Here is a 26,868-nt window from a genome sequence, read left to right as displayed (position 1 = left end):
TGTAGCGACCGGTCCAGACGCGACCCTGCAGGGTTTCCGCACGATGGCGAAGGCGATCGACGAGCGTTCATCCCAATCCTCGGGCACGACGTGACCCGCTCTACCCTAGCCCGTATGCCCTGCGCGCGTTGTCGGCGCCGATCATCCGAGCCACCCGGATGGCGTCGCTCTCCGACCAGTCGCCGTCCGCGACCCAACGTCCCAAGACGAGCCCCATCGAACGCCGCCACAGCGTCGAGCCGAGCAGGTGGAACTCCGGAACCCCGAAAGCGTCAGAGGAATAGAGCTGCTTGGCGAACGGACCGAGCTCGAGCGCTTCCGCGACCACGTGCGGCGCCCGCGCTCCGACGTAGTTGATCGCCAGGCCTATATCGTAATACACGTTCGCGAAGGCCTGCGCCAGGTAGCCGGCTTCGCGGTGATAGGGGTAGCAGTGCAGCAGCATGATCGAGGAACGTGCGATGCTCGGTTCGCGCAGAAGCCCGAGCAGCAGCATCGGGTTGGTTCTGTGGAGGTCGAGATCCCGGTCGCCGAAGCCGACATGTATCTGGATCGGGAGGCCAAGCTCCGCCGCGGCGTGCACGAGGAAGGCGGCGAGCAGCGGATCGTCGAGCCGCGGGTTCTCCCCATCTCGAGCGATCCAGGCCGCGACCGCCCGGACCACCTCCTCGTCCGCCGGTCTCCGCCAGTCGATGTCGAACCCGCAACGATACGCGCAGATGGTCTTGACTCCTACGATGCGGGGCAGCGCCTCGACGAGCGCGGCGCGGAACGCATCGGCGAAGTCGCCCGGCGCCGTGTCGCGGCGCATGAGCTCCTCCGCCATCGTCTCGAGGCGCAGGATCTCGGAGGCCGGGGCGCCCGACTCCTCGGCCATGCGGTCGAGGCCGGAGATCGTTCCACCCTGGAAGCCGGTGTCGATCACCCAGTGCTCGACACCGGCCGCTCGGAGCATCCTGGCATTGAGCTCGGCGGGCGCGAGAGCGCTCCGCGCCGCCCAGTACCCGTTCGCGTCGACGAGCGGTGGCGCGCCGACGAGAGGGGCGCACCACCGGCGGATCGCGAATCCGATCTGCGAGTCGAACTGGGTCATGAACCCCGGCATCGGTTCTGGCGAGCCCTCGTTGAGACAATCCTCGAAGCGGGCGCGATCGATCGCCTCCGTGAAACAGCCGTGCACATGATGGTCGATCAGGCCGAGGCCGCGAAGGGCGTCGGCCAGGTGCGCGGGAACGCGCTCCCCGGCTCCGGCCAGAACATCCAGCTCACCATCCGACATACGGTGCCACCTCCTCATCGCTCACGGCCCCTGCCATCACGTCGCCGATCGCGAGGTCCAGGATATCCACGGCCCGGTCGATCTCGGAGTCGGAGATGACGAGCGGCGGGGTGATCTCGAGCACATTCCCACCGACGTAGTAGACGACGGCACCGAGTTGCCAGGCACGGTAGACCACCTTCTGCGCGAGCTTCGGTGCCGGGTCGAGCCACTCCCGGTCACCGACGAGCTCGACCCCGATCGCGAGGCCACGACCCCGCACCTCGCCGATGTGCTCGGCCGAGCGACCGGAATAGGCGCCGCTGCCGGAGGCGATCTCGACCAGTCCTGCAGTGAACCGTCGCCCGGCGACCGCGGCACGCCCGGGAAGGTCCGCGTCGACGATGGTGCGGAGCACAGCCCGTCCGACCGCCGTGCAGATGGGATTGCCTGCCGTCGTCAGCAGTGCCGAGGCGGCGGGACCGTCGAGGATGTCGGCCGGTCCGACGGCGGCCGACAGCGGCAGGCCGCCTCCGATCACCTTGCCGAAGGTCACGACGTCGGGCTCGGCTCCGTCGTGCTGAAAAGCATGGAGCGTGCCAGGCCGCCCGAGCCCGACCTTCACCTCGTCGCAGATGACGGGCACACCGTACTCGCGGCAGAGCGCGGTCAGTCGGAGCAGGAAACCATCCGGCGGAACCACGAGGCCACCGTCAGAGAGGATCGGCTCGACGATGAGGCAAGCGATCGTCCCGCCCGCCAGGTGGTTGCGAGCCCGCTCCAGCACCGCATCGACGGTCGTGCCTATGTCTCCCGTGAACGGCCGCAGAGGGTTCGGATACGGCAGGAACACCACGGCCGGATCCGCCTCCCGTCCGGCGTCGACGTGCACGCCCGAGGCTCCCATGGCCACCCCGATGCCGCCGTGATAGCTGTGTTCGAAGGCAAGGATCGTCGCACGCCCGGTGGCATGCCGGCAACAGCGCAGGGCGACGTCGTTGGCATCCGAACCAGCGTGACCGAGGTAGACCCTGCGCTCCCCGCCGCCCGGAACGAGGGCGAGAAGATCCTCGGCGAGTCCGACCGAGTCGGGATGCACCGCCGAGAGGCCGCCGGCCCCCGGAGCGCGGGCCGCCGCCTCGGTCATGGCCGAGACGATCTCGGGGTGCCCGTGTCCCAAGCCGGACGCGGTCCAGGTCGCCGACAGATCGATCAGCTCCCGACCACCGGGCTCGACGAGAATGGATCCCCGCCCCTCGACGACCTCGAGCGGGAAGAAGCGAAGCTTCTCGACCGCGGCCACGGCCGCGGCATCCCGCTCGTAGAGGCTGGTCATACCCGTTCCTTCTGCTGCAACTCAGGCAGCTCCAGTTCGGCGATGAGCGAATTCCCGACCCTGGTCGCAATACTCGAGGCCGCGAGTGCGAGCACGGCACCGAGCGCACACCAGTAGAGTCCGAGGATGGGCGCCGCCCACGGGCTCGCCGCATCCTTCACGTTGAACCAGAGCACGACGGCGATGACGAGCGCCCCGAGCGTCGGGAGCACGACTCCGAGAAGCTTTCCGGTTCCGCCGTGCACGATCTGGAAGCGCTTTGCGGCGACGAATCGCACGGCGGCCACCTCGACCATGAAGTAGGCGATCATGAGACAGACCGCTCCGGCCACCGCGAAGAGGAAGTAGGCGTCGAGAGGAGGGTTGCCCGTTCCCAGGTCCGGCCATCCGGCGAGAGCGCAGAGAACGGTCGCCGCGAGCGCGAGAGCGACGACCAGCCAGGTGGCCCGTCGCGGTCCGTTCGTCTTCGGTTCGAGCACGGCGAACCAGGAGGGTCCGAAGCCGTCGCGGGCGAACGCGTAGATCATGCGTCCGGACGCCGCCGCCGTGGCCATGTGGCATCCGAAGGCCGCGCACGTGGCGGTGAAGATGACGATGAGCCCGAACCAGGTGCCTACATAGTCATGCGCGAGATCGCCGAGGGTGTTTCCGGAGGTCTGGAACGCCGTGAGGCCCGCGGCATCCGTGCCGAAGCCGATGGTCTGCGCGAACATGACGACGATGAACAGCACGCCCGTGAGCAGCAGAGTGCCGCCGAGCGCCCGCGGGATGTTCCGCTTGGGGTTGTCGGTCTCCTCACCGAGAGAGGCGCAGGCCTCGAACCCGGCCCACGACAGGAAGGCCGCGACGACGCCGCTGAGCACCTGGGCGACGTCGACGCCTTCGAAGGTGAACACGCTCAGATCGAAGCCTGTCGACGGTGCGCCGCCATTGGCGAAGATCACCGCGACGAGGATGAGCATGGCGACGATCCCGATGCCCTCGATCACCAGCAGGATCTTGGCGATCATCGAGACATCCCGGCCCGCGAGCAGGAAGGAGACGATAGCGCCGGCGATCACGATCACGATCCAAGGAAGCTGGAAGGGCTCCTCCACCCCGCTCTGCAACTCGGCGAGGAAGGCGTTCACGAACGCGGCGGTCAGCGCAAGGGTTCCGATGGAGAACCCGATGTAGGCCCCGAGCATGGCGAAACCCGAGAAGAAGCCCGCGCGCGGACCGATCGTGCCCCCGACGAGCGCGTAGGCCGAGCCGGCGTGGTTGAGGTGGCGGGTGAGTCGCACGAAGCCGTAGCCGACGAGCGCGACCCCGACCAGTCCGATCACGAAGACCAGAGGGATCGACTTGCCGACGATGCCGATGAGTCCCTGCCCGTTGCCGGACATGGCCAGGGTGGGGCCGACGGTAGCCAGGGACAGTGCGACGGCCGCCCAGAGGGGCAGCCTCCGTGAGATTCTACGCGGTGCTGCTTCACGGGTTGGTGATGCCATGGGGTTCTCCTCGGGATGTGGTGGGGGCTAGCAGGACCAGGCGAAGCGCAGGGCTTCGGCAATCGACTCCGGGCTCTGCCCGTCGAAGGTGGCCGCCTCGTGGCGGCGGACGGCGACGAGTCCTTCGACGATCTCCGCGCCGAGGAAGGCCGCAGCCAGCTCGGAACGTTCGAGCGCGTCTAGCGTCGTCGCCTGGTCCGTCGCAAGCGATACGGGCGGATGCGATGAGTGCTCAGGTGCGGCCGTCACCTCGGGGGGAAGCGGAAGCCGGTTCTCGATGCCATGGAGTGCCGAGGCGAGCAGAGCGGCCGCGGCGAGATAGATGTTGCTGCTCGGATCGACGCATTTGAGCTCCACGTTCGCGCCGTGCGGGTTCCCGGACGTCGCGGCGAGGAACCGTACAGCGGCCTCCCGGTTCTCCAGCCCCCAGCATGCGGCGGCGCCTGCCCAGTTGCCCGGCTTCAAGCGGGTCGATGAGAGAACGGAGCCTGCATACACGCCGAGGAGCTCGGGCAGAGCCGAGACGACTCCCGCGATGGCCGAGCCGCCGTCCGCGGTGATTCCGTGCGGACCGTCTCCGCCACCGAACAGCGGCGCGCCATCGCGTGCCAGAGAGAGGTGCAGATGGGCGCCGTTGCCGGCTCCGCCGATGAACGGCACGGGTGAGAAGGAGACGGCGAGGTCGTGCCTGGCGGCGACCCTGCCGATCACGAGGCGGGTGAGCACGAGGGCGTCGGCCATGTCGACCGGGCCGGACGGAGCGAGCGAGACTTCGAACTGGTCCACGCCATATTCGGCATGGAGCTGCTCCGCCTCCACTCCGGCGTCCTCGAGCGAGCGAGCGAGGTCGGCGAGGAACCGGCCCCGCTCCACGGTGGGTCGCAGCCCATAGGGTGACCAGGGGATTCGGCTCGCCATCGATCCGTCCGGATCGACGAGCGTGAACTCGAGCTCTGTGCCCATGAGCGGGCTCAACCCCAGCCGCCCGGCGTCGGCGGCGACGGCCGCCAGCCGGCCACGCGCGCACCCCGGAGAAGGCACTCCGTCCTGCGAGTAGAACTCGGCCGGTCCCCAGGCGAGACCGTCGCCGATCCGGCGCACCGCCGCCGGGTCGATCCGAAGACGCAGATCGCCGACGACCCCGATCGATGGGGTGAAGGCGATGCCGTCGTCGACGCAGAAGACGTTCCAGGACGGAGACGCGCCCATGCCGGAACGGTGGAAGGCGCCGAGTCGTCGAGTGGGGGCGCCTTTCGCCCTGGTCACACCGGCGAGATCGACGATCGTGCCGAGCACGAGCTCGACACCCGAACCCGCGAGCTCGGAGGTGAGGGCTTCGAGCCCGGACTCATCCCAGGGCCTCGTCATGGTCGTCATGTGACTTCCTTCCGCAGTTGTCGACGGGAACATCGTCTCGCAACCATGTGTCACAGACGTTTCACCTTTGTAACGTATGCTCGAAATATAGATTCTGTTACACTCCGTGTCAAGGATCGGACAACACGGAAGGGTGTCTCCATGTGTCGACTTTTAGCCATCGTGTCACCGCACGAGACGACCGTCGCGGCCGAACTCGGCTCTGATCGGCTCAATGTCTTCGCCTCGCTCTCGCGCGTGCACCAGGATGGCTGGGGATGGGTCCACCTGACCGCACCCGGTGAGACCCCTCTCCTGCACACCTCGGTTCGTGCGGCATCCGAGGACCCCGACTTCCGTGCGGCGCTCAGCACGGATATCGCCCGCGCCGCCATCGTCCACCTGCGCTGGGCAACCTCGGGGCTTGCCGTCGAAGCGCGCAACACCCACCCGTTCCTCGCCGACGGAGTGGCTTTCGCGCACAACGGCTCGCTCAAGCCGATCGACGAGCTGCGCCGGCTCGTCGACGAGGAGAGCCGCTCGGGGCTGAACGGCACGACCGACAGCGAGATGTATTTCGCGATCATCCGCCAACACCTCCGCGACGGCGGCGACCTCCCCGCTGCCGTCCTGGCGGCGGTGCGCGAACTGCGCCCCCGGTTCCCCGTCAGCAGCCTCAACGCGATGCTCCTCGACGCGACCCGACTTGTCGTGGTGCATGCGAGCGCGCGCAGCCTGCTGCCACCGGAGGACATCGACGAGATCCGCCGCTCGGACCTGCCTGACGAACATCTCGAAGACTACTTCGCGCTCCGCTGGACCCGCCGAGCCGACGGCACGCTGCTGATTGGATCGACAGGGGTGGGGGAGTCCGACTGGCTCCCGATGCCGTCGGAGTCGGTCGCCACGATCGAACTCGGCGACGGTTCGGTGTCGGTCACGGCGATAGTGCAAGACTAGGACCGTGGATGCCACCGTCCCGACCGTTGCCGTCCAGGCGACGGCACTGCTGCATGAGCTGAGTCGAGCCGAGCGCCAGGTCGCGCGTGCCCTGCTGGCCGACTATCCGAGCGCCGGCCTCTCCACCGTCGCCGGCCTCGCCGAACAGGCGAAGGTCAGCGCGCCCACCGTGCTGCGCTTCGCCCAACGCCTCGGCTTCGGTGGCTTCACAGAACTCCAGGTCGCACTACGGGAGGAGCTCACGCACCGCTCCTCCGGACCGCTTGCCCGGCTCTTGGCGACGGCAGAGGCCGGATCCACGCTCGACATCCTGGTGCGGCGCGCACGCGACCAGGCCGAGGGAACCGTCGCCTCGCTGACACGAATCCCCGCATCGTCACTCGATGCCGCCGTCGAACTGCTCGCGGACACCTCGAAACGCATCCTCCTCACCGGCGGTCGCTTCTCCTACCTGGTCGCCTACCATCTGGGACTGCATCTCGAGCAGATCCGCCCGGGAGTCCGCCTCCTCGACGCTCCGCAGGGGGCGGGACTCGGAAGCCTGATCGACCTCAGCCGCCGTGACGTGCTCGTGCTGTGCGACTTCCACCGCTTCCAGCGGAGCGCTCAGGAGATCGCGCTGGCCGCGAAGCGAAAGGGCACGCCGATCATCGTCATCACAGACGAGCTCGCCAGCCCGGTCGCCCCGCACGCCGAGGTCGTGCTCGCCGTGAGCAGCGACGCGGCGTCGCCGTACAAGAGCATGACGGCCGCGTTCCTGCTCACCGAGCTCCTCATCCCCTTTGTTATGGAGAGGCTTGGAGAACCGGCGCGCACCCGCCTCGCTCTGTGGGACCGTACGCGGAACCACGAGTTGCTGCCCTAGCCTCCTACCCTCCCTCGCCTCCCCTCCGCTCTGCCCCCTTCCTCCCCGCGAGACTGCGTGAATCGTCGAAAAGAGGGCTCTTTTCGACGATTCACGCAGTCTCGCGGGGAGGAAGGGGGTGGGGGGTGGGGGGGGAGAGCGACGAAGGGCCCCGGTCCCGCGAGAAAGCGGGGACCGGGGCCCTTCGATCGGCGAATCAGCTGTAGTTACCCGGGGTGAAGTCGTCAGACGAGAAGCTGTCGAAATCGACGAAGCTCAGGTCACCCTCGTTGAACGAGGCATCATCGGTGAAGATGCGGTTCGGGTAACGCTCGGCCTTCGCCTCCTCGGTCGCCTCGACCGTGACGTTGCGGTACTTGCCGAGACCGGTACCCGCCGGGATGAGCTTTCCGATGATGACGTTCTCCTTGAGACCGACCAGCGGGTCGCTCTTGCCTTCCATCGCCGCCTGCGTGAGAACGCGGGTGGTCTCCTGGAAGGAAGCGGCCGACAGCCACGACTCGGTCGCGAGGGAGGCCTTGGTGATTCCCATGACCTCCTGGCGAGCCGAAGCCGTCTTCTTGCCCTCGGTGAGCGCGGCACGGTTGAGCTCGTTGTACTTCATCCGGTCGACGAGTTCGCCGGGCAGCAGGTCGGTGTCGCCGTGGTCGACGACGGTGACCTTGCGCAGCATCTGGCGCACGATGACCTCGATGTGCTTGTCGTGGATCGGCACGCCCTGGGAACGATAGACGTCCTGCACACCGCCGACGAGGTGCTTCTGCACCTCGCGAACGCCCTTGACGCGAAGGACCTCCTTTGGGTCGAGCGTTCCGACGATGATCTGCTGGCCGAGCTCGACGTGCTGGCCGTCCTCGACGAGCAGCGTGGAACGCTTGAGCACGTTGTAGACGATCGCCTCGTCACCGTTGTCCGGTGTCAGGATCACCCTGCGGTTGCGGTCGGTGTCCTCGATCGTGATGCGGCCAGGGGCCTCGACGATCGGACTCGCGCCCTTGGGGGTGCGGGCCTCGAAGAGCTCCTGCACGCGGGGAAGACCCTGCGTGATGTCGTCGGCCGAGGCCGAACCGCCGGTGTGGAAGGTACGCATCGTGAGCTGGGTTCCCGGCTCGCCGATCGACTGGGCCGCGATGATGCCGACGGCCTCGCCGATGTCGACGAGCTTGCCGGTCGCGAGCGAGCGGCCGTAGCATTTCGCGCAGACGCCGACGGCGGATTCGCACGTCAGCACCGAACGGACCTTGATCGTCTCGACACCTGCTGCGATGAGCTTGTCGATGAGCACGTCACCGACATCCTCACCCGCCTCAGCGACGACCTCGCCGGCGGCGTCGACCGCGTCGGCGGCCAGGCTGCGGGCGTAGACGGCGTTCTCGACGTTGGCGTCGCGAACGAGCACGCCCGTCGAGCCGACCGCGGCGATCGGCAGGTCGAGACCCTTCGAGGTGCCGCAGTCGTCCTCGCGGATGATGACATCCTGCGAGACGTCGACGAGACGACGCGTGAGGTAGCCAGAGTCGGCCGTGCGGAGGGCCGTGTCGGCCAGGCCCTTGCGGGCACCGTGCGTCGCGATGAAGTACTCGGCGACCGAGAGCCCCTCGCGGTAGCTCGAGATGATCGGGCGAGGGATGATCTCGCCCTTCGGGTTGTTCACGAGTCCTCGCATGCCGGCGATGTTGCGCACCTGCAGCCAGTTACCACGGGCTCCGGAGGTCACCATGCGGTTGATGGTGTTGTCGGCCGGGAAGTTCTCTTGCATGGCCTTGGCGACGTCCTCCGTCGCCTTCGTCCAGATCTGGATGAGCTCCTGACGACGCTCGAGGTCGGTCGTGAGACCCTTCTCGAACTGCGCCTGCACCTTCGCGGCCTGCTTCTCGTAGCCGGCGACGATCTGCGGCTTCGACGGCGGGGTGAGGATGTCGCTGAGCGCGACGGTCACGCCCGAGCGGGTCGCCCAGTAGAAGCCGGCGTCCTTGATGCGGTCGAGCGTGGCTGCGACCTCCACCTTCGGGTAGCGCTCGGCGAGGTCGTTGACGATCGCCGAGATCTGGCCCTTGTCGGCCACCTTCGACACGTACGGATAGTCGGCCGGGAGGGCCTCGTTGAAGAGCGCGCGACCGAGAGTCGTGTTCACGAGGACCGTGCCATCTGCCTTGCCGTCGACGAGCTCAACGCCCTCGGGCTGCTCACCCTCGGTGAAGTAGACGTCGGTCAGGCGGATCCGGACCTGCGCGTTCAGGTCGAGCGAGCCCTGATCCTTGGCGAGGATCGCCTCGGAGACCGAGGAGAACGCGCGGCCCTCGCCGACGACGCCCTCCTTGAGCGTGGTCAGGTGGTGCAGACCGATGATCATGTCCTGCGTCGGCAGGGTCACCGGGCGGCCGTCCGACGGCTTGAGGATGTTGTTCGAGGCGAGCATGAGGATGCGCGCCTCGGCCTGGGCCTCGACCGAGAGCGGAAGGTGCACAGCCATCTGGTCGCCATCGAAGTCGGCGTTGAACGCCGCGCATACGAGCGGGTGCAGCTGGATGGCCTTACCCTCGACGAGCTGAGGCTCGAAGGCCTGGATGCCAAGACGGTGCAGGGTGGGAGCGCGATTCAGCAGCACGGGGCGTTCGCGGATGATCTCCTCGAGCACGTCCCACACCTGCGGGCGCGAACGCTCCACCATACGCTTGGCCGCCTTGATGTTCTGGGCGTGACTCAGATCGATCAGGCGCTTGATGACGAACGGCTTGAACAGCTCGAGCGCCATCTGCTTGGGCAGACCGCACTGGTGCAGCTTGAGCTGCGGGCCGACGACGATGACCGAACGGCCCGAGTAGTCGACGCGCTTTCCGAGGAGGTTCTGGCGAAAACGACCCTGCTTGCCCTTGAGCATGTCGCTCAGAGACTTGAGGGCGCGGTTGCCCGTTCCCGTGACCGGACGGCCGCGACGACCGTTGTCGAACAACGCGTCGACGGCCTCCTGCAGCATCCGCTTCTCGTTGTTCACGATGATCTCGGGAGCACCGAGATCGAGCAGACGGCGCAGACGGTTGTTGCGGTTGATCACACGACGATAGAGGTCGTTGAGGTCGGAGGTCGCGAAGCGACCGCCGTCGAGCTGGACCATCGGGCGCAGCTCGGGCGGAATGACCGGGACGACGTCGAGCACCATGGCGGCCGGCGAGTTGCCGGTGGCGAGGAAGGAGCTCACGACGCGCAGGCGCTTGATGGCGCGGATCTTCTTCTGACCCTTGCCCTCGGTGATCTGCAGGTGCAGGCTCTCCGCCTCGGCGGCGAGGTCGAACGCCTCGAGACGCTTCTTGATGGCCTCGGCGCCCATGTAGGCCTCGAAGTACATGCCGAAGCGGTCCTGCAGCTCGTGGAACACGGAGTCCTCGGGCTTGAGGTCGCCGACCTTGAGGCTGCGGAAGTCCTCCCAGACACGCTCGAGGTGGGCGATCTGCTCGTCGGCCGCCTTGCGGGCCTGAGCCATCTCCTTCTCGGCGCCGTCTTTCACGCGCTTCTTCTGGTCGCTCTTGGCGCCTTCCGACTCGAGGGCGGCGAGGTCTTCCTCGAGCTTGGCCATGCGCGCCGCGATCCGCGAGTCACGCTGGTCGGCGAGGGTCTTGATCTCGAGACGGAGCTCGTTCTCGAGTCCCGGCATGTCCTGGTGACGACCGTCCACGTCCACGTCGATCACCATGTAGGCGGCGAAGTAGATGACCTTCTCGAGGTCCTTGGGAGCCATGTCGAGCAAGTAGCCGAGACGGCTCGGCACGCCCTTGAAGTACCAGATGTGCGTGACGGGGGCGGCGAGCTCGATGTGGCCCATGCGCTCGCGGCGGACGGAGGACTTGGTGACCTCGACGCCACAGCGCTCGCAGACGATGCCCTTGAAGCGCACACGCTTGTACTTGCCGCAGGAGCACTCCCAGTCGCGGGAGGGGCCGAAGATCTGTTCGCCGAACAGACCGTCCTTCTCGGGCTTGAGGGTGCGGTAGTTGATGGTCTCGGGCTTCTTGACCTCACCGTGCGACCAACGACGGATGTCGTCAGCGGTGGCCAGGCCAATACGAAGCTCGTCAAAAGTGGTTGCGTCGAGCAATTTCTCTCCTTGGAAAGTTTCCGAAGTCTTCTGGGCGGCCGGGCTTAGATCTCGTCGACAGACGAGGACTCGAACCGGGTGGAAATGTTGATGCCGAGCTCCTCTGCCGCGCGGAACACCTCGTCGTCGGTGTCGCGCAGGCTGACCGCCGTTCCGTCGGCGGACAGCACCTCGACGTTCAGGCAGAGCGACTGCATTTCCTTGATCAGAACCTTGAAGGATTCGGGGATGCCGGGCTCCTGGATGTTCTCACCCTTGACGATCGCCTCGTAGACCTTGACGCGGCCGAGGATGTCGTCGGACTTGATGGTGAGCAGCTCCTGCAGAGCGTACGCGGCGCCGTAGGCTTCGAGGGCCCACACCTCCATCTCACCGAAACGCTGCCCGCCGAACTGCGCCTTGCCACCGAGCGGCTGCTGGGTGATCATCGAGTACGGGCCTGTCGAGCGTGCGTGGATCTTGTCGTCGACGAGGTGGTGCAGCTTGAGGATGTACATGTACCCGACCGAGACCGGGTGCGGGAACGGCTCGCCGGAACGGCCATCGAACAGCCGCGTCTTCCCGGTGGAGTCGATCAGGCGGTCGCCGTCACGCGTGAGCGTCGTGGCGTCGAGCAGACCAGCGATCTCCTCCTCGAGCGCGCCGTCGAACACCGGGGTCGCGACCTTGGTGCCCGGTGCGGCCTCGTGCGCGTCCTTGGGGAGCTTCTTGGCCCACGCCGGGTTGCCCTCGACCTTCCAGCCCTGCTTGGCGACCCATCCGAGGTGCGTCTCCAGCACCTGGCCGAAGTTCATGCGGCCAGGGATGCCGAGCGGGTTGAGGATGACGTCGACCGGGGTCCCGTCGGCGAGGAACGGCATGTCCTCGACCGGCAGGATCTTGGAGATGACGCCCTTGTTGCCGTGCCGGCCGGCGAGCTTGTCGCCCTCGGTGATCTTGCGCTTCTGCGCGATGTAGACCACGACGCGCTGGTTGACACCGGATCCGAGCTCGTCGTCGTTGTCCGCGTCGAAGACCTTGACACCGATGATGGTACCTTGCTCGCCGTGCGGGACCTTGAGCGAGGTGTCGCGCACCTCTCGGCTCTTCTCGTTGAAGATCGCGCGCAACAGACGCTCCTCGGCGCTGAGCTCGGTCTCGCCCTTCGGTGTGACCTTGCCGACGAGGATGTCGCCGGGGCGCACCTCTGCGCCGATGCGGATGATCCCGCGCTCGTCGAGGTCGGCCAGCAGGTCCGGGCTCACGTTCGGAAGGTCACGGGTGATCTCTTCCTTGCCGAGCTTCGTGTCGCGAGCGTCCACGTCGTACTCCTCGATGTGGATCGAGGAGAGGACGTCGTCCTTCACCAGGTTCTGGCTCAGGATGATGGCGTCCTCGAAGTTGTGGCCCTCCCACGGCATGAACGCCACGAGGAGGTTCTTGCCGAGCGCCAGCTCGCCGTTGTCGGTCGCAGGACCGTCGGCGATGACCTCGCCGACCTCGATGCGGTCGCCGGCGTTGACGATGACGCGGTGGTTGTAGGACGTGCCCTGATTGGAGCGATCGAACTTGCGCAGGTAGTAGCTCTGCGTCCCGCCCTCGTCGAGCTGAACGGTGACGGCGTCTGCCGAAACCTCGGCGACGACACCGGCCTTGTCGGCGGTGAGCACGTCACCGGCGTCGATGGCGGCGTAGCCCTCCATGCCGGTTCCGACGAGCGGGCTGTCGCTGCGCAACAGAGGAACGGCCTGGCGCTGCATGTTCGCACCCATGAGCGCACGGTTCGCGTCGTCGTGCTCGAGGAAGGGGATGAGGGAGGTCGCGACAGACACCATCTGGCGCGGCGAGACGTCCATGTAGCCGATCTCGCCGGCTGGGAACAGGTCGACCTCACCGCCCTTCTTGCGGGCGAGAACGCGGTCCTCCTGGAAGTGGCCGTCGGCCTTGAGCGGCGCGTTGGCCTGGGCGACGATGTAGTCGTCCTCCTCCATCGCGGTGAGGTAGTCGATGTCCGAGGTGACCTTGCCCTTGACGACACGGCGGTACGGGGTCTCGATGAAACCGAAGGAGTTGATGCGCGCGAACGAGGCGAGCGAACCGATCAGGCCGATGTTCGGGCCTTCCGGGGTCTCGATCGGGCACATGCGCCCGTAGTGCGAGGGGTGGACGTCTCGCACCTCGACGCCGGCGCGGTCGCGGGAGAGACCACCGGGGCCGAGCGCCGAGAGGCGGCGCTTGTGCGTGAGACCCGCGAGCGGGTTGTTCTGGTCCATGAACTGGGAGAGCTGCGAGGTTCCGAAGAACTCCTTGATCGCGGCGACGACCGGGCGCACGTTGATCAGGGTCTGCGGGGTGATCGCCTCGATGTCCTGCGTGGTCATGCGCTCGCGGACGACACGCTCCATGCGGGAGAGTCCGGTGCGCACCTGGTTCTGGATGAGCTCGCCGACGGCGCGGATGCGACGGTTGCCGAAGTTGTCGATGTCGTCGACGTCGAGGCGGATGTCCACGGTCTTGCCTCCGCGAGTGCCGCGGATGGTGGCCTGGTTGTCGTGCAGCGCGACGAGGTACTTGATCGTCGCGATGACGTCCTGCACGGTCAGAACCGAGTCGGTCAGCGGAGCCTCGAGGCCGAGCTTGTTGTTGATCTTGTAACGCCCGACCTTGGCCAGGTCGTAACGCTTGGGGTTGAAGTAGAAGTTGTCGAGCAACGCCCGCGCGGCCTCGGCGGCCACCTGCTCGCCCGGACGCAGTTTGCGGTAGATGTCCTTGAGTGCCTCCTCCTTGGTGAGGATGGCGTCCTTCTCGAGGGTGAGCTCGATCGAGGCGAAGCCCTTGAACTCCTCGAGGATCTCCTCGCTCGTCAGGCCGAGGGCCTTGAGGAAGACGGTGACGGACTGCTTGCGCTTGCGGTCGATGCGCACGCCGACCTGGTCGCGCTTGTCGATCTCGAACTCGAGCCAGGCTCCGCGGCTCGGGATGACGCGCGCAGAGTAGATGTCCTTGTCGGAGGTCTTCTCCTGCTGACGCTCGAAGTAGACGCCCGGTGAGCGCACGAGCTGCGAGACGACGACACGCTCGGTGCCGTTGATCACGAAGGTGCCCTTGGGGGTCATAAGCGGAAAATCGCCCATGAACACGGTCTGCGTCTTGATCTCGCCCGTGAGGTGGTTCATGAACTCGGCGTTCACGTAGAGCGGCGCGGAATAGGTCTTGCCCTTTTCCTTGCACTCGTCGATCGTGTACTTCTCCGGCTCGAGCTCGGGATTGGTGAAGCTGAGCTGCATCGTCTCGCCGAGGTCCTCGATCGGTGAGATCTCCTCGAAGATCTCGTCGAGGCCGGTCTTCTCCGGCAGGTCCTGACGACCGGACGCCTTCGCTTCTGCGACGCGAGCCTTCCACGCGTCGTTGCCCACGAGCCAGTCGAAGCTCTCCGTCTGCAGAGCGAGCAGGTCGGGCACAGTGAGAGTGTCGGTGATCTTTGCGAACGAGAGACGCCCTGCTGAGCGGCCGTTCTTGGGTGAGTTGGTGGTTGCGTTGCGCGCAGCAGCCAAGGAAATAACCTCCGTGGACCCCGTCGGGCCTAGTTACTATCAGTAGTAGGAGAACTCCACAGACGCTATGGTGCGTTGTGCCCTGGAAAAGAACCAGGCCACACGGGCCGACCGCAATATGAAGGCATAGTTATGTCTGGGAGCGCAAAGAACAACTATATGACTTTTGACGCGTCGTGTCCACTCATTCCTTGACCTCTTTCGATATCTCCGGTATAACCAGGCGCCGGATGCCCCGGAACCTCGATCAGGCCCTTGAGAGCCTGTCGAAGGGGTCGGCGAAGAACGCCTCCTCGTGCTCCGCGGAGAGGACGAAAGCACGCCGCATCCGTTCACGCAGATCGTGCGATGCCCGAGCGCCGACGGCCCCGACGATCTCGATGGCACGCCTGTTCACCTCGGCGAACGCGGGATCGGAGTAGGTGTCCAGCCAGGCGGCATACGGATGCCCGGTGTGCGAGTGCTTCAGCAGCCGTGCTCCCAGGTCATGATAGATCCAGAAGCAGGGGAGCAGCCCGGCGACGAGCACGCCGTAGTCGCCGCGCGCGACGAGCGCGAGCAGATGATTGACGTAGGCGCTCGTCGCGCGAGACGGAGGGGTCTCTGCGCGCGGAACGTCATCCGCCCGACGGTGCTCGGCGAGCCACGTGCGATGCAGCTCCATCTCGGCGGTGATCGCGCCGCTCGCGCAGTCCGCCCAGAACACCTGCTCCTCGGCGCTCGGCGCACGCTGACTCGCCGCCGCGAGCACCCGGGAGTAATCCCGCAGGTAGAGCGCGTCCTGTGCGAGGTAGTCGCCGAAGACGGCCCCGTCCAGGGTGCCATCGGCCAACCCCCGCACGAGCGGTAGCTCGTCGATCCGGCACCTCACCGCGGCGATGTCCTTCCACCAGGAATCGGTCACGGTGCGTGTGTCGTGCGCTGTCGCTGTCGCCCAAAGGGTCGCGAAATGGTTGATCGGCCCGTTGCCGGAGCCGACGTGGAGTTCGTCGGAGTGCAGGAGGCTCTCGGTGAGCCACTGTTTCGCGTGCAGGAGCGCCGGTTCCCAGGCGCCGAATCGCACACCGAGGGTGGCCATGGCGCTCGAGAGCGAGCATCCGGTGCCGTGCGTGTTCCTGGTGTCCACCCGCTCCCCGGCCACCTCGACGACCGTGCGCCCATCGCGGAGCGACCCGGTCGCGTCGACCAGGGCGTCCGGAGAGCTGCTCCCTGAGAGATGCCCGCCCTTCACGAGGACCGTCACCCGCCCGGCAGCCGAGACCCGGAGCGCCTGCGCGAGTGCATCCTCCCAGATCTCGGCAACGGCTTCGCCCGAGAGCACGGCGAGCTCCGCCAGGTTCGGGGTCACCAGATCGACGAGCGGCAGCAGTGCACGCACCGCATCTTCGGCGTCGGCGTCGAGCAGGCGGTCGCCGCTCGTCGCGATCATCACCGGGTCGAGCACGACGCGGTCGACGGGATTCGAGACCAGCCAGGACCGCACCGCCTCGACGACGGAGACGCTGCCGAGCATGCCGATCTTCACCGCGTCGATCGCGATGTCGTCGCTCACGGCCTCGAGCTGTTCGCGCAGGAAGCCGACCGGCGGCGTGTGCACGCTCCGCACCCCGCGGGTGTTCTGGGCTACGAGCGCCGAGACCACAGCCATGCCGTAGCCGCCGTTCGCGGCGATGCTCTTGAGATCGGCCTGAATGCCGGCCCCGCCGCTCGGATCGGTCCCCGCGATGCTCAGAACGCGCGGGATGCGCGGGCCGTCGACGTCGGGAGCCCGGCTCATGCTCCGGCCGCCGTCCATGCCTCGCGAAGCTCACGGCTCGCCGCTTCAGGGTCGTCCGCGGCACAGATCGCCGAGACGACGGCGATACCGGCGGCGCCGGCCATCCGGAGCGCCGCCGCGTCGCCCGCGCCGACACCGCCGATCGCCACGCAGGGCAAGCCGGTCTGCGCTGTGAGGCGGGCGAATCCGTCGACGCCGAGCGGCGCCGGATGGTCGGGTTTGGTCGCGGTGGGACGGATCACCCCGACGCCGAGGTAGTCGACCGTCCCAGGGGGAAGACAGTCGACGAGTTGCAACTGGCCGGTGGTGTTCGCGGTGAGTCCGAGCACGGCATGCGGGCCGATCAGCGCCCTGGTCTGCGTCACAGGCAGATCGCCCTGCCCGATGTGCACGCCGTCGACCGCCGCTCCGGCGGCCCGCGCCGCGAGATAGACGTCGACACGATCGTCGACGACGAGCGTCGCTCGTCCCGCGACCACCTCATGGGCTGCGACGGTCAGATCGAAGAGCTCGCGCGCACTGGCCGCCTTGTCGCGCAGCTGCACGACGGTCGCCCCTCCGGCGACAGCGCCGCGGACCACCTCGAGCACGCCACGGCGACCGCAGAGCGCGGCGTCTGTGACGAGGTAGACGCTGAGGTCGAGTCTCGCGCGGCGCGGCCGGGTCGTCGCCGTCATGCGATCACCGCCCGGGCGCGGAGCGTCGTGGCGTCGACGAGGTGCAGGGAGTCGAGGAACGCCGGCACGAAACTGCCGGGACCGTTGGCGTCCGAGGCGGCGAGTTCCGCCGCGACTGTGTAGACGGCGGTTGCGGCGACGGTCGTCGCGAGCCTGTCGTCGTCGAGCGACGCGAACCCGGCCATGACAGCGCCGAGCGCGCATCCGCCGCCCGTGACGGCCGTGAGCCATAGATGTCCGTTGCTCACCCGCACGACCGAATCGCCGTCGGTGATGACATCCGTCGCCCCTGAGACGGCGACGATGGAGCCGTAGTCGCGGGCGATGCGAGTCGCCGCCTCGAGTGCGCTCTCGGGGTCGTCCGTCGCATCCACGCCCCGACCGCCTCCTCCGAGCCCTGCGAGGGCGATCACCTCAGAGGCGTTCCCGCGCACGATGTCGGGCCGGAGGTTCAGCAGCTCACGAGCGAGGGCCGTGCGCACCGGCAATGAACCGATTGCGACCGGGTCGAGCACCCAGGGCGTTCCGGCCTGACCGGCCGCCGTCGCCGCCTCGACCATGGCCTCGCGCGGCTCGGCGTGTGGCGTGCCAAGGTTCACGAGCACACCGGAAGCCACGCGGGCGAAGGGACCGGCCTCGGTGGGGATGTCCACCATGGCGGGCGCCGCTCCGATCGCGAGGAGGACGTTGGCGGTGAAATTCGTCACGACGACGTTCGTGATCGATTGCACGAGCGGTGTGAGCGAGCGCAGTTCATCGAGCAGCGCGGCGGACGTGGAGACATGGTGCTGCGGCGTGCGAATACTCATCCGCGACATCCCTTCGCTAGCACGAACTAGATCAGGTTCTACGGGTGTGATCTCAGCCTCATGGGAGGCACCCCGTGTCACTCGTCCAGACTAGCCGCTCGTCACGGATGCGATGAATCACCGGACGGGGAACGGCCTCATCCGGCGCGGTCTCGGCACGACTAATGTCGAGGGATGGGCGACGAGGGGACGATGATCGAACCCGATCCGTTCACGCCCGGTGGATTCACGGTGACATCCGCCGGCATCCCGCAGTCGCATGTGAACCCCGCCGATCCACGGCACCTGGCGTTCGAGTACGTTCGTCGCATCGGTCACGTGATCGACCTCCTGGCCGAGGTGGGGCGGCCGATCACGGCGCTGCACCTGGGCGGCGGCGGACTCACCCTTCCGCGCTACATCGCGGCGACCAGGCCCGGATCGGTGCAGACCGTCGTCGAGCTCGACCGGGAGCTCACCGAGCGGGTGCTCGGGCGGATGCCGCTGCCGGCTGGCGCCGACATTCGCTTCATCTTCGACGACGCCATGGCAGCCGTGCGCAGACTCGCCACCGGAACCACCGGAACCGTACGGACGGCCGGGACCGCTCAGCTCGTGGTCGTGGACGTCTACGACGGGCTCGTCCCGCCGCCCTACATCGCAGACCCCGGCTTCCTCCGCGAACTCGTCGGACTGCTCGCCCCCGAGGGGGTGGTCGCCGTCAACGTGGCGGACGGCCCATCGCTTGAGCGGACCCGCGCGCAGGGCAGGGCGCTCGGGGTCGCGATCCCGCAGCTCGCCGCTCTCGGCACTCCCCGCGTGCTCGCCGGCGAGGAGGCGGGGAACGTCGTGCTTCTCGGTTCCTCCGCCACGACGTTCGTCGACTGGCTGCCCCGACTGGGCGCACTCGGCCCGCATCCGAGCGAGACCCTCTCCGGCGCCGAGCTCGCCGCCGTGCTCGACCAGTTCGGGTAGCCTGTGGACCGCATCAGCCGACGACCGGAGGAGCACGAGGTGTCGAGACCGCGAAAGAGGGGCGCCACCGCGCGCGACGACGAGCGGCCGCCAGAGCGGACCCTCGCCGCCAGCGGCTTCCGCGCCCGGCTCGAGGAGTCGCGACAGAACCAGGGATCCTGGACCCTCATGGTCGACGGCACCCCGCAGTCCAACGTCGAGGTGAACGATCCCGGCGTGCTGAACTTCGAGTACGTGCGGCGGATCGGGCATGCGATCGACCTCGTCGCCCCCGATGGTGAGGCTGTGACAGCCGTGCACCTCGGCGCCGGAGCGCTCACGCTGCCACGCTACATCGCCGCGAAGCGACCCGGGTCGCGGCAGCAGGTCGTCGAGCTCGAGAGCGACCTCGTCGAGTTCGTGCGCGACCACCTCCCCCTGCCACGGGGGGCGCAGATCCGCGTCCGTCACGGAGACGCCCGCGAGGTGCTCGGCACGCTCCCGCCGGGACTGCACGGCGCCGTCGACGTGCTCGTCGTCGACATCTTCTCCGGTGCGCGCACGCCGGCCCATGTGACGAGCCAGGAGTTCTACCGGCTCGCCCTTCCCCTGCTCTCTCCGCGGGGAATCCTCGCCGTCAACGTGGCGGATGGCGCGGGCCTCGCCTTCGCGCGCGGCCAGGCCGCGACGCTACGCAGCGTGTTCCCGCACGTTGCCATTGCGACCGACACCCAGATGCTCAAGGCAAGACGCTTCGGCAACGTCGTCATGTTCGCAGGAATCGGCGAGTTGCCGTTCGAGCGGTTGCCGCGATTGCTCGCGGCCGATCCGGCGCAGGCAAAGCTCGTGAACGGGCGCGAACTCGACAACTTCGTCGCAGGCGCCCGTATCGTGACGGATGCGACGGCAGTTCCGTCTCCGCCTCCCGCGCGTTCGGTGTTCCTGGCGAAACCGGGCGGCTGAGCGCGGCCTGCCTAGCGGGAGGCGAGCGGTCGTCGGTCAGAGCGGGCGGGCGTGCCGGAAGCGCAGCTGCTGCCCCGGCCTCAGCTGACCGAAGACGTCGAGCGATGCATCCGCGACGACGGCGATCACCGGATACCCACCCGTGACCGGGTGGTCGGCAAGCAACACCGTCGGCAGGCCGGACGGCGACAGCTGCACGGAGCCGGCCACCATGCCCTCGCTCGGCAACTCGCCGCGATCGAGTCGTTCGAGCGGTCGGCCGTCGAGGCGTGCGCCGACCCTGTTCGACTGCGTCGAGATCGTCCACGGCTGGTCGAAAAGCCGTTCGAGTGTCGCGGTCGAGACCCAATCCGCCCGCGGCCCAGGGGTGAGTCCGATCGTCGCGACGCCGTCGTCGGGCGGCCCGATCGTCATCGCGTCGACGAGGGGGATGCCGCCGGTCGGTGCACTCCCGATGGCGAACACGTCACCAACGGCGGCAGGGTCAGGCCCGAGACCCGACAGGGTGTCGCGGGAACGAGACCCGAGAACCGTGGGCACCTCGAGTCCGCCGCGCACGGCGAGATAGTAGCGGAGACCGCGACGTGCCACGCCGAAGCGCAGCTCCGACCCCGCGGCGACGGGCGTCGCGACATCCGGAGCCAACGACCGCCCGTCGACCTCGACGCTCCCCCACGCGCCCGTGACGGCGACCCAGGCGACACCGTCGAAGCGCGCCGCGAATCCACCGACGGCGATCTCGAACGCCGCCGCTCCTTCGGCGTTGCCGACGAGCCGGTTGGCCAGGCGCAGCGAGGCACGATCGAGCGCCCCAGACGGGCTCACCCCGATCGCCGCGTGGCCGGGGCGACCGAGATCCTGCACGAGGGTGAGCGGGCCGGCCTCGAGCACATGCAGCGCGCTCATCCGATGCTCCGGAAACGCACGACGGTGCCGGGCGCCAGCAGCGCCGGGCGGTCGGATGCCGCATCCCACAGCACCGCGTCGGTCCGGCCGATGAGCTGCCATCCGCCGGGCGACTCCCGAGGATAGACCCCGCTGAACACCCCGGCCAGTCCTACCGCCCCGGCGGGGACCCGGGTGCGCGGGACACCGCGTCTCGGTACGACGAGGTTGTCGTGGTCGGTCACGAGGTAGGCGAAGCCGGGCGCGAAGCCGCAGAAGGCGACCCGCCAGACGGAGCCGGTGTGCAGGGCCACGACCTCTGCCGGGCTCGAGCCGAGCAGGCCGGCCACCTCGTCGAGGTCTTCCCCGTCGTAGCGCACCTCGATGGTGACGGTCGGAGCCGGGGTCGCACGCGCCACGGCCGGCGCGACGGGCACGGGCGCGCGCGCTCCGGCCGTGCCACCGGCGCCGTCCATTGCCAGACCGGCTAGCCAGGACCGGGCGGTGTCGAGCGGAAGCCGGGCCGGATCGACCGACACGAGAACCGTGCGCGCCGCAGGGACGACGTCGACGATCCCATCACGCCAGGAGTCCCGCAAGCGGTCGCCGAGCGCGAGCACCTCGTCGAGGGAGCCGCACTCGACGAGGATCGCGCGGTCTCCGCTCGGCAGTACCCTCGCCGTCATGCGAACGCCAGGAACGTCACGCCGGCGGTGGCAAGGGCCTCGCGCACGTCGTGTGCCATCGCGAGCGCGCCAGGAGTGTCACCGTGCACGCACAACGAGTCGAACTCGAGGGCGATCTCGCTGCCGTCGACGGCCCGCACTGTGCCGCCCGTGACCATCGCGACGGCACGCACCGCGGCCTCCACGGCATCCGTCAACACGGCCCCCGGTGTGCCGCGCGGCGCGAGCGTGCCGTCGGCGGAGTAGGCCCGGTCTACGAACGCCTCCCGCCGGAACGCGAGTCCGTGACCGGCGGCCACCCCGGCGACGACCGAGCCGGCCAGACCCAGGATCGGGAGGCTTTCGTCGTAGTCGCGCACGGCCCGCACCACGGCCTCGGCCTGCTCGCCGTCGACGGCGATGCGGTTGTAGAGCGCGCCATGCGGCTTCACGTAGCGCACCGCGCTGCCAGCGACCCTGGCGATCCCGTCGAGCGCCGCGAGCTGATGGAGCACGTCGGCATACAGCTCGTCTGGGTCGATGTCCATGGTGCGGCGTCCGAAACCGGCGAGGTCGGGGTAGGAGACGTGGGCGCCGATCGCCACGCCTCGCTTGGCCGCCATGCGGCAGCTGGCGAGCATGATCGACGGAGTGCCGGCGTGGAAGCCGCAGGCGATACTGGCGCTCGTGACCAACGCGAACATCGCGGCGTCGTCGCCCAGACTCCACCGCCCGAACGACTCGCCGAGATCGCTGTTGAGATCGATCGAGCGCGTCATCCATCCATTCTGCCGAGGCGATGGGCAAGGTTCCAACCCCCGTATGCGCTAGCCAGGGATGACGCGCTGACGCAGACTGGAGCCAGATCGGTGACGACGGGAGCGATCATGGGACTCACCACAGCGATGAGAAGATGGCGCATCCCGACCGGGCTGCTCGCAGGCGGCGCCGTGTTCGCCGCCGCCGCGTCTCTCGCCGCCTGCACCCCGCGGCCCGCGCCGGGCCCGACGTCGACGGTCGCCCCTGAGCCGCGACCGATCGCGACCGCTCCCATGACGGCGACGGCGGTGCTGCCGCCCGTACAGCCGGCCGGCGATGTGAACACGATCGCCACGAACCTCGACGCACCCTGGTCGATCCTGCGGCTCCCGAACGGGGCGACTCTCATCAGCGAACGTGACACCGGTGACATCCTCGAGCTTCTCGACGGCGGCACGCGCGTCGCCGCCGAGGTCGCTGGCGTTGCGCATGGCGGGGAGGGCGGACTGCTCGGGCTCGCCCACCTGGGCGACGCGGCGTCGGGCGAATGGATCTACGCCTATTTCACAAGCGACTCCGACAACCGCATTGTGCGGATGCCGCTCCTCGGCGCCCCCGGAGAGCTCGGCCTCGGAGCACCGGAGCTCGTGCTCGGCGGCATCCCGATGGCCGGCAACCACGACGGCGGACGGATCGCCTTCGGACCGGACGGCATGCTCTACGCAACGACCGGAGACGCGGGCGACCCCGACAACGCGCAGAACAGGGAATCGCTCGGCGGCAAGATCCTGCGCCTGACGCCGACGGGCGGGGTGCCGGACGGCAATCCCTTCGGCACGCTGGTATGGACGCTGGGGCATCGGAACCCGCAGGGCATCGGCTGGGACTCGCACGGCCGGCTGTGGGCGAGCGAGTTCGGGCAGAGCACTTGGGACGAGCTCAACCTCATCGAGGCCGGACGCAACTATGGCTGGCCGATCGTGGAGGGCGCGGCCGGCGACCCCGCCTACGTCGATCCGGTCACTCAGTGGTCGACGGCGGAGGCGAGTCCGAGCGGGCTGGCCGTCGTCAGCGACACCGTGTTCGTGGCGAGCCTTCGCGGCGAGCGCATCTGGTCGTATCGTGCCGATTCCGGCGAACCGCCGGTGGCCTGGTTCACCGGTCGATTCGGGCGTTTCCGAGATGTCGCCGCGGGGCCGGATGGAACGCTCTGGTTCCTCAGCAACAACACCGACGGCCGCGGCGACCCCTCCGACGGCGACGACCGGCTGCTCCAAGTGCCGCTCGCGGTCGCGCCGTGACCGCTCCCCGCCCACGTCCTGCCCATCCGCGTCCCATCCGCCTATCCGCCCATCCATCCATCCGCCCATCCGCCCATCCGTCCGCCCGCCCATCCGCCCATCCGTCCGCCCGCCCGCGTCCGCTCCGCCCGCCGCGCCCACCGCGTCCGCTCGTCCGTCCGTCCGCGTCCGCCGCCTCCGCCCGTCCGCCACCTCCGCCCGCCGCGCCCGTCCGCCCATCCGCCACCTCCGCCCGCCCGCGTCCGCTCCGCCCACCGCGCCCACCGCCTCCGCCCGTCCGTCCGTCCGTCCGGGTCCGCCGCCTCCGCCCATCCGCCACCTCCGCCCGCCCGCGTCCGCTCCGCCCACCGCGCCCACCGCGTCCGCTCGCGTCCGCTCGCGTCCTCATTCCTCCCCCACTCTCCCGAACCGGCAGCAGGTGCCCTTTTCGTCGGCCCTATCGGGCAACTACTGCCGGTTCACGGGGCCTGTGGATGGATTCCGCGGCAACCGGAGCGAATCTTCGATGATGGACGCATGCGAACCCCTGAACCATTGCCCGAGAGACTGATACGCGGCGGCGCGTTCTCGACCGCTGCCGCGGCCGCCGCCGGCGTGAGCGCGAAGCGCTTGCGGGCACACGACCTCGCGAGGCCTTTTCGCGGGTCGCGACTCGTGCGCGCAGACGAAACGCCGACGCTGTGGAACCTCGCACGCGCCTATCGCTCACGCATGCCGGAGGCACAGTTCTTCAGCCACGCGACCGCCGCGATCATGCACCGGATGCCACTGCCCGCGCATCTGCCGGCACCCACCGGGCTCCACGTCTCCACTCTCACCCCCGGTGCCCGCCCAAGGGTGAGGGGCGTCATCGGTCACGAGTCGGATCCGTCGATCACGGGCGTCGTCGAGCGCGGCGGCTTCCGGCTGAGCAACGCTGTCGACACCTGGTGTCAACTCGCCGGCATCCTCGGGGTCGAGGACCTCGTCGCTGTAGCGGACTTTCTGATCACGGGCGACGAGCCTCTCAGCGGCAGACCGCCACCGACCACACTCGACGAGCTGCGGGCGGCCGTCGACGTGCGGAAGGGACGGCGTGGCACGCGCGCACTGCGACTCGCTCTCGAGCAGGCGCGCTACGGACCGCTCTCGCGCATGGAGACGCTGACCCGCCTGCTCCTCGTGAGCGCCGGGCTTCCCGAACCAGAGATCAACGTCACCGTCCTGACCGCGAGCGGACGCTTCGTCGCCATGGTCGACCTCGCCTACCCCGCGTATCGCGTCGGACTCGAGTACGAAGGCGACGGGCACCGGGAGCGAGCTCGCTTCCGCAAAGACATCACCCGCCGCGAGCGGATCGAAGACGAGACCTGGACGATCGTGCGTCTCTCGGCGGACGACGTGACCCTTCGCGCACGAGAAACGATCGGACGCGTGCGCTCGCGACTCATCGGCCGCGGCTGGGTGGATCCTCGCGCGTGACCCCGCACCTTTCGCTCGCGCGGCACCCGCCCACACCCACACATGCCCGAACCGGTAGCGAAACCACCCCATCCAACCTGAACCCCACCCGCTCCGCCGAACCCCACCCGCTCCGCCGAACCCCACCCGCTCCGCCGAACCGGCAGCAAACGCCCTTTTGGGCGAACCTATCGGGCTTCTACTGCCGGTTCGGCGGAAGAGGTGGGAGAAGGGGACGCGACCAGAGGCAGCAGGAAACGAGAAGAAGAAGAGAAGAAGAAAAGAAAAGAAAAGAAAAGAGACGACACGAGACGAGATAGAGAGCGAGAAGAGAGCGGAGGCACGACGCGACGGACCCGAAAAACGGACCGGAAGGATGGCGGGATGACGGCGACGCGGGCGCGGCAACCGGATGTCTCGAGCCCTCCGGGCTACGGTGGAGTCGAACCCGCACCGCCCGCGCGAATCGCCCTGCCGCGCCATCCCGACTGGAACGAACCCTGAGCATCGTCATCGGCTACGACCCCGTCACCCTGCGCGAGAAGGTCGACCTGCGCGCTGTCGGCGAGCGCCTCGCCGAACTGGCCGAACTGCGCTCCCTGAGCGCCCTCGCCGAGAAGACCTCGCTGCTGCGCCTCGTCGGCCGGCTCGACGAGGCGATGGAGGTCGCCAACGAGGCACTGCGCCAGGCCCGGTTCACGGGCGACCGGGAACAGCTCGCGGCCGCCCGTCTGCGCCGGGCGCAGGTGCTGCAATTCCAGGGAAAGCTGCCGGAGGCGGCATCCGAGATGACGGCCATAGCCGAGGAGGCGGCGACGCACGAGTGGACCCGCATCGAGGCCTTCGCCCGTCAGCACCGCGGCAAGGTCCACTTCGATCAGGGCGACCTCGTCGCCGCCCTCGCAGACTTCAAGGCGGCGGTGTTCCTGCGCGAGAAGCACGGGGCGTCGGCCGATCAGCTCGAGAGCTCGCTCACCGCGGTGCTCATCGTCGAGTCGATCCTCGACGAACGCCACGCCGCCCCGTGATCCAGCGGCGCCGCAGATCGGAGCCCGCGGATACCGACGTGTCGGCCGACGGCGCTATCCTCGTGCCATGGCGGATCTCGAGCGCGTGCGGCACTGGGCCAATGCCCTGATCGCGCTGCACCTCGATGCGAAGATGTGGAGCTTCGCCTTCGACAACGCCAAGAAGCGGGCCGGTCTCTGCAATTACACCGACCGGCGCATCACCGTCTCCCGCTATCTCGCCGCCCGCTACGAGGACGACGAGATCCACCAGATCCTTCTGCACGAAGTCGCGCACGCTATGGCGGGACCGCGCGCAGGGCACGGACCGCGCTGGAGGGCGATAGCGGCCGAACTCGGTTATGAGGGCAAGCGAACGCACGACGGCGAGATCGCGGACGATCTCGCCCCGTGGGTAGGGGGCTGCCCGGCCGGTCACGTGCACTATCGCTATCGCAAGCCGAATCGGCCGCTCTCATGCGGGCTCTGCGGTCGCGGCTTCAGCGCGACGAACCTTATCGAGTGGGTGCGGCGCGACATCACGGCCGCCGCTCGCAGACGTGCGGCGGCGGCATCAGTCGACTGACGCCGGAGTGCGTTCACAAGCCGGCCTTGCGGCATCGGCACCGTCAATGCTCCCACCCGGCCCCGAACCAGCAGTAGAAGCCCTTTTCGCCGACGCTATCGGGCGACCACTGCCGGTTCACGCGAACGCGAACGCTTGCGCGGAGATGGACCCGACGCGTGCCGCACGAGCCGGA

General features: G+C 68.3%; 20 protein-coding genes and 1 riboswitch. Of the genes, 8 read left to right on the top strand and 12 right to left on the bottom strand.

From position 1 onward, the window contains the following. Positions 1-100: 100 nt before the first annotated feature. Genes ACFQB0_RS12105 through ACFQB0_RS12090 form a run of 4 tightly spaced genes read right to left on the bottom strand, consistent with a single transcriptional unit; the run spans position 101 to position 5,461 of the window. On the bottom strand, positions 101-1,279 hold the full coding sequence (locus ACFQB0_RS12105) for an amidohydrolase family protein (RefSeq protein WP_386731918.1): 1,179 nt from the start codon (positions 1,277-1,279) through the stop codon (positions 101-103). Next, the gene (locus tag ACFQB0_RS12100) at positions 1,266-2,594 is read right to left on the bottom strand and encodes an aspartate aminotransferase family protein (protein WP_386731916.1); all 1,329 of its coding nucleotides are present in this window, start codon (positions 2,592-2,594) and stop codon (positions 1,266-1,268) included. The genes ACFQB0_RS12105 and ACFQB0_RS12100 overlap by 14 nt, the downstream gene beginning before the upstream one ends. Next, positions 2,591-4,084, bottom strand: a complete 1,494-nt coding sequence (locus ACFQB0_RS12095; RefSeq protein ID WP_386731913.1) for an APC family permease — start codon at positions 4,082-4,084, stop codon at positions 2,591-2,593. Before ACFQB0_RS12095 ends, ACFQB0_RS12100 begins: the two co-directional genes overlap by 4 nt. Positions 4,085-4,111: 27 nt before the next feature. Next, entirely contained in the window at positions 4,112-5,461 is a 1,350-nt protein-coding gene (locus ACFQB0_RS12090) for a glutamine synthetase (RefSeq protein ID WP_386731911.1), read from the bottom strand. A gap of 141 nt (positions 5,462-5,602) precedes the next feature. Here ACFQB0_RS12090 and ACFQB0_RS12085 point away from each other — a divergent pair, with 141 nt between their 5' ends. Both ACFQB0_RS12085 and ACFQB0_RS12080 read left to right on the top strand, forming a co-directional pair. Beyond that, positions 5,603-6,400: a class II glutamine amidotransferase gene (locus ACFQB0_RS12085; RefSeq protein WP_386731909.1), complete on the top strand. Its 798-nt coding sequence runs from the start codon at positions 5,603-5,605 to the stop codon at positions 6,398-6,400. Between the two features lie 4 nt (positions 6,401-6,404). After that, positions 6,405-7,265, top strand: a complete 861-nt coding sequence (locus ACFQB0_RS12080; protein WP_386731907.1) for a MurR/RpiR family transcriptional regulator — start codon at positions 6,405-6,407, stop codon at positions 7,263-7,265. A gap of 196 nt (positions 7,266-7,461) precedes the next feature. On the opposite strand, the gene rpoC is transcribed toward ACFQB0_RS12080, so the two are convergent. The 5 genes from rpoC to thiM form a co-directional block, all read right to left on the bottom strand. Continuing rightward, positions 7,462-11,358, bottom strand: coding sequence for a DNA-directed RNA polymerase subunit beta' (gene rpoC, locus ACFQB0_RS12075; RefSeq protein WP_386731905.1), 3,897 nt, complete (start codon positions 11,356-11,358; stop codon positions 7,462-7,464). Between the two features lie 44 nt (positions 11,359-11,402). After that, positions 11,403-14,891 (bottom strand): DNA-directed RNA polymerase subunit beta, encoded by a 3,489-nt coding sequence (gene rpoB, locus ACFQB0_RS12070; protein ID WP_386731903.1) that lies wholly within the window; start codon positions 14,889-14,891, stop codon positions 11,403-11,405. A gap of 247 nt (positions 14,892-15,138) precedes the next feature. Next, the gene (locus ACFQB0_RS12065; protein ID WP_386731900.1) at positions 15,139-16,668 is read right to left on the bottom strand and encodes a bifunctional hydroxymethylpyrimidine kinase/phosphomethylpyrimidine kinase; all 1,530 of its coding nucleotides are present in this window, start codon (positions 16,666-16,668) and stop codon (positions 15,139-15,141) included. Further along, positions 16,665-17,345, bottom strand: coding sequence for a thiamine phosphate synthase (gene thiE / locus ACFQB0_RS12060; RefSeq protein WP_386731898.1), 681 nt, complete (start codon positions 17,343-17,345; stop codon positions 16,665-16,667). Before thiE ends, ACFQB0_RS12065 begins: the two co-directional genes overlap by 4 nt. Beyond that, on the bottom strand, positions 17,342-18,154 hold the full coding sequence (gene thiM / locus ACFQB0_RS12055; protein ID WP_386731896.1) for a hydroxyethylthiazole kinase: 813 nt from the start codon (positions 18,152-18,154) through the stop codon (positions 17,342-17,344). Before thiM ends, thiE begins: the two co-directional genes overlap by 4 nt. Continuing rightward, positions 18,146-18,239: riboswitch (TPP riboswitch) on the bottom strand. Its footprint overlaps the gene before it by 9 nt. Positions 18,240-18,328: 89 nt before the next feature. Here thiM and ACFQB0_RS12050 point away from each other — a divergent pair. Beyond that, positions 18,329-19,108 (top strand): spermidine synthase, encoded by a 780-nt coding sequence (locus tag ACFQB0_RS12050; protein WP_386731894.1) that lies wholly within the window; start codon positions 18,329-18,331, stop codon positions 19,106-19,108. 39 nt (positions 19,109-19,147) lie between these two features. Beyond that, on the top strand, positions 19,148-20,050 hold the full coding sequence (locus ACFQB0_RS12045; protein ID WP_386731892.1) for a spermidine synthase: 903 nt from the start codon (positions 19,148-19,150) through the stop codon (positions 20,048-20,050). Between the two features lie 36 nt (positions 20,051-20,086). Here ACFQB0_RS12045 and ACFQB0_RS12040 read toward each other — a convergent pair whose 3' ends face one another. From ACFQB0_RS12040 to ACFQB0_RS12030, 3 genes are read right to left on the bottom strand one after another with little or no spacing between them, the layout of a single operon-like run. Further along, the gene (locus ACFQB0_RS12040) at positions 20,087-20,956 is read right to left on the bottom strand and encodes a 5-oxoprolinase subunit C family protein (protein ID WP_386731890.1); all 870 of its coding nucleotides are present in this window, start codon (positions 20,954-20,956) and stop codon (positions 20,087-20,089) included. Continuing rightward, positions 20,953-21,621: a 5-oxoprolinase subunit B family protein gene (locus ACFQB0_RS12035; RefSeq protein WP_386731888.1), complete on the bottom strand. Its 669-nt coding sequence runs from the start codon at positions 21,619-21,621 to the stop codon at positions 20,953-20,955. Before ACFQB0_RS12035 ends, ACFQB0_RS12040 begins: the two co-directional genes overlap by 4 nt. Then, complete coding sequence (locus ACFQB0_RS12030) at positions 21,618-22,379, bottom strand: LamB/YcsF family protein (RefSeq protein WP_386731885.1); 762 nt, start codon at positions 22,377-22,379, stop codon at positions 21,618-21,620. Before ACFQB0_RS12030 ends, ACFQB0_RS12035 begins: the two co-directional genes overlap by 4 nt. A 108-nt stretch (positions 22,380-22,487) precedes the next feature. Here ACFQB0_RS12030 and ACFQB0_RS12025 point away from each other — a divergent pair, with 108 nt between their 5' ends. The 4 genes from ACFQB0_RS12025 (at position 22,488) to ACFQB0_RS12010 (ending at position 26,693) form a co-directional block, all read left to right on the top strand. Beyond that, positions 22,488-23,660 carry a PQQ-dependent sugar dehydrogenase gene (locus tag ACFQB0_RS12025; RefSeq protein ID WP_386731883.1) on the top strand — a complete coding sequence of 391 codons (1,173 nt, stop codon included), beginning with the start codon at positions 22,488-22,490 and terminating at the stop codon, positions 23,658-23,660. Between the two features lie 516 nt (positions 23,661-24,176). Then, on the top strand, positions 24,177-25,121 hold the full coding sequence (locus ACFQB0_RS12020; RefSeq protein ID WP_386731881.1) for a hypothetical protein: 945 nt from the start codon (positions 24,177-24,179) through the stop codon (positions 25,119-25,121). A gap of 638 nt (positions 25,122-25,759) precedes the next feature. Beyond that, a complete protein-coding gene (locus tag ACFQB0_RS12015; RefSeq protein ID WP_386731878.1) occupies positions 25,760-26,128 on the top strand; it encodes a hypothetical protein in 369 nt (122 codons plus the stop codon). A 67-nt stretch (positions 26,129-26,195) separates the two neighbouring features. Next, on the top strand, positions 26,196-26,693 hold the full coding sequence (locus ACFQB0_RS12010) for a SprT-like domain-containing protein (RefSeq protein WP_386731875.1): 498 nt from the start codon (positions 26,196-26,198) through the stop codon (positions 26,691-26,693). Positions 26,694-26,868: the final 175 nt, after the last annotated feature.

Origin of the sequence: Luethyella okanaganae (assembly GCF_042660285.1) — a bacterium.
Taxonomy (GTDB): Bacteria; Actinomycetota; Actinomycetes; order Actinomycetales; family Microbacteriaceae; genus Luethyella; species Luethyella okanaganae.
Note: the sequence above shows the minus strand (reverse complement) of the source record. Positions and strands in the feature narration are given on the sequence as shown.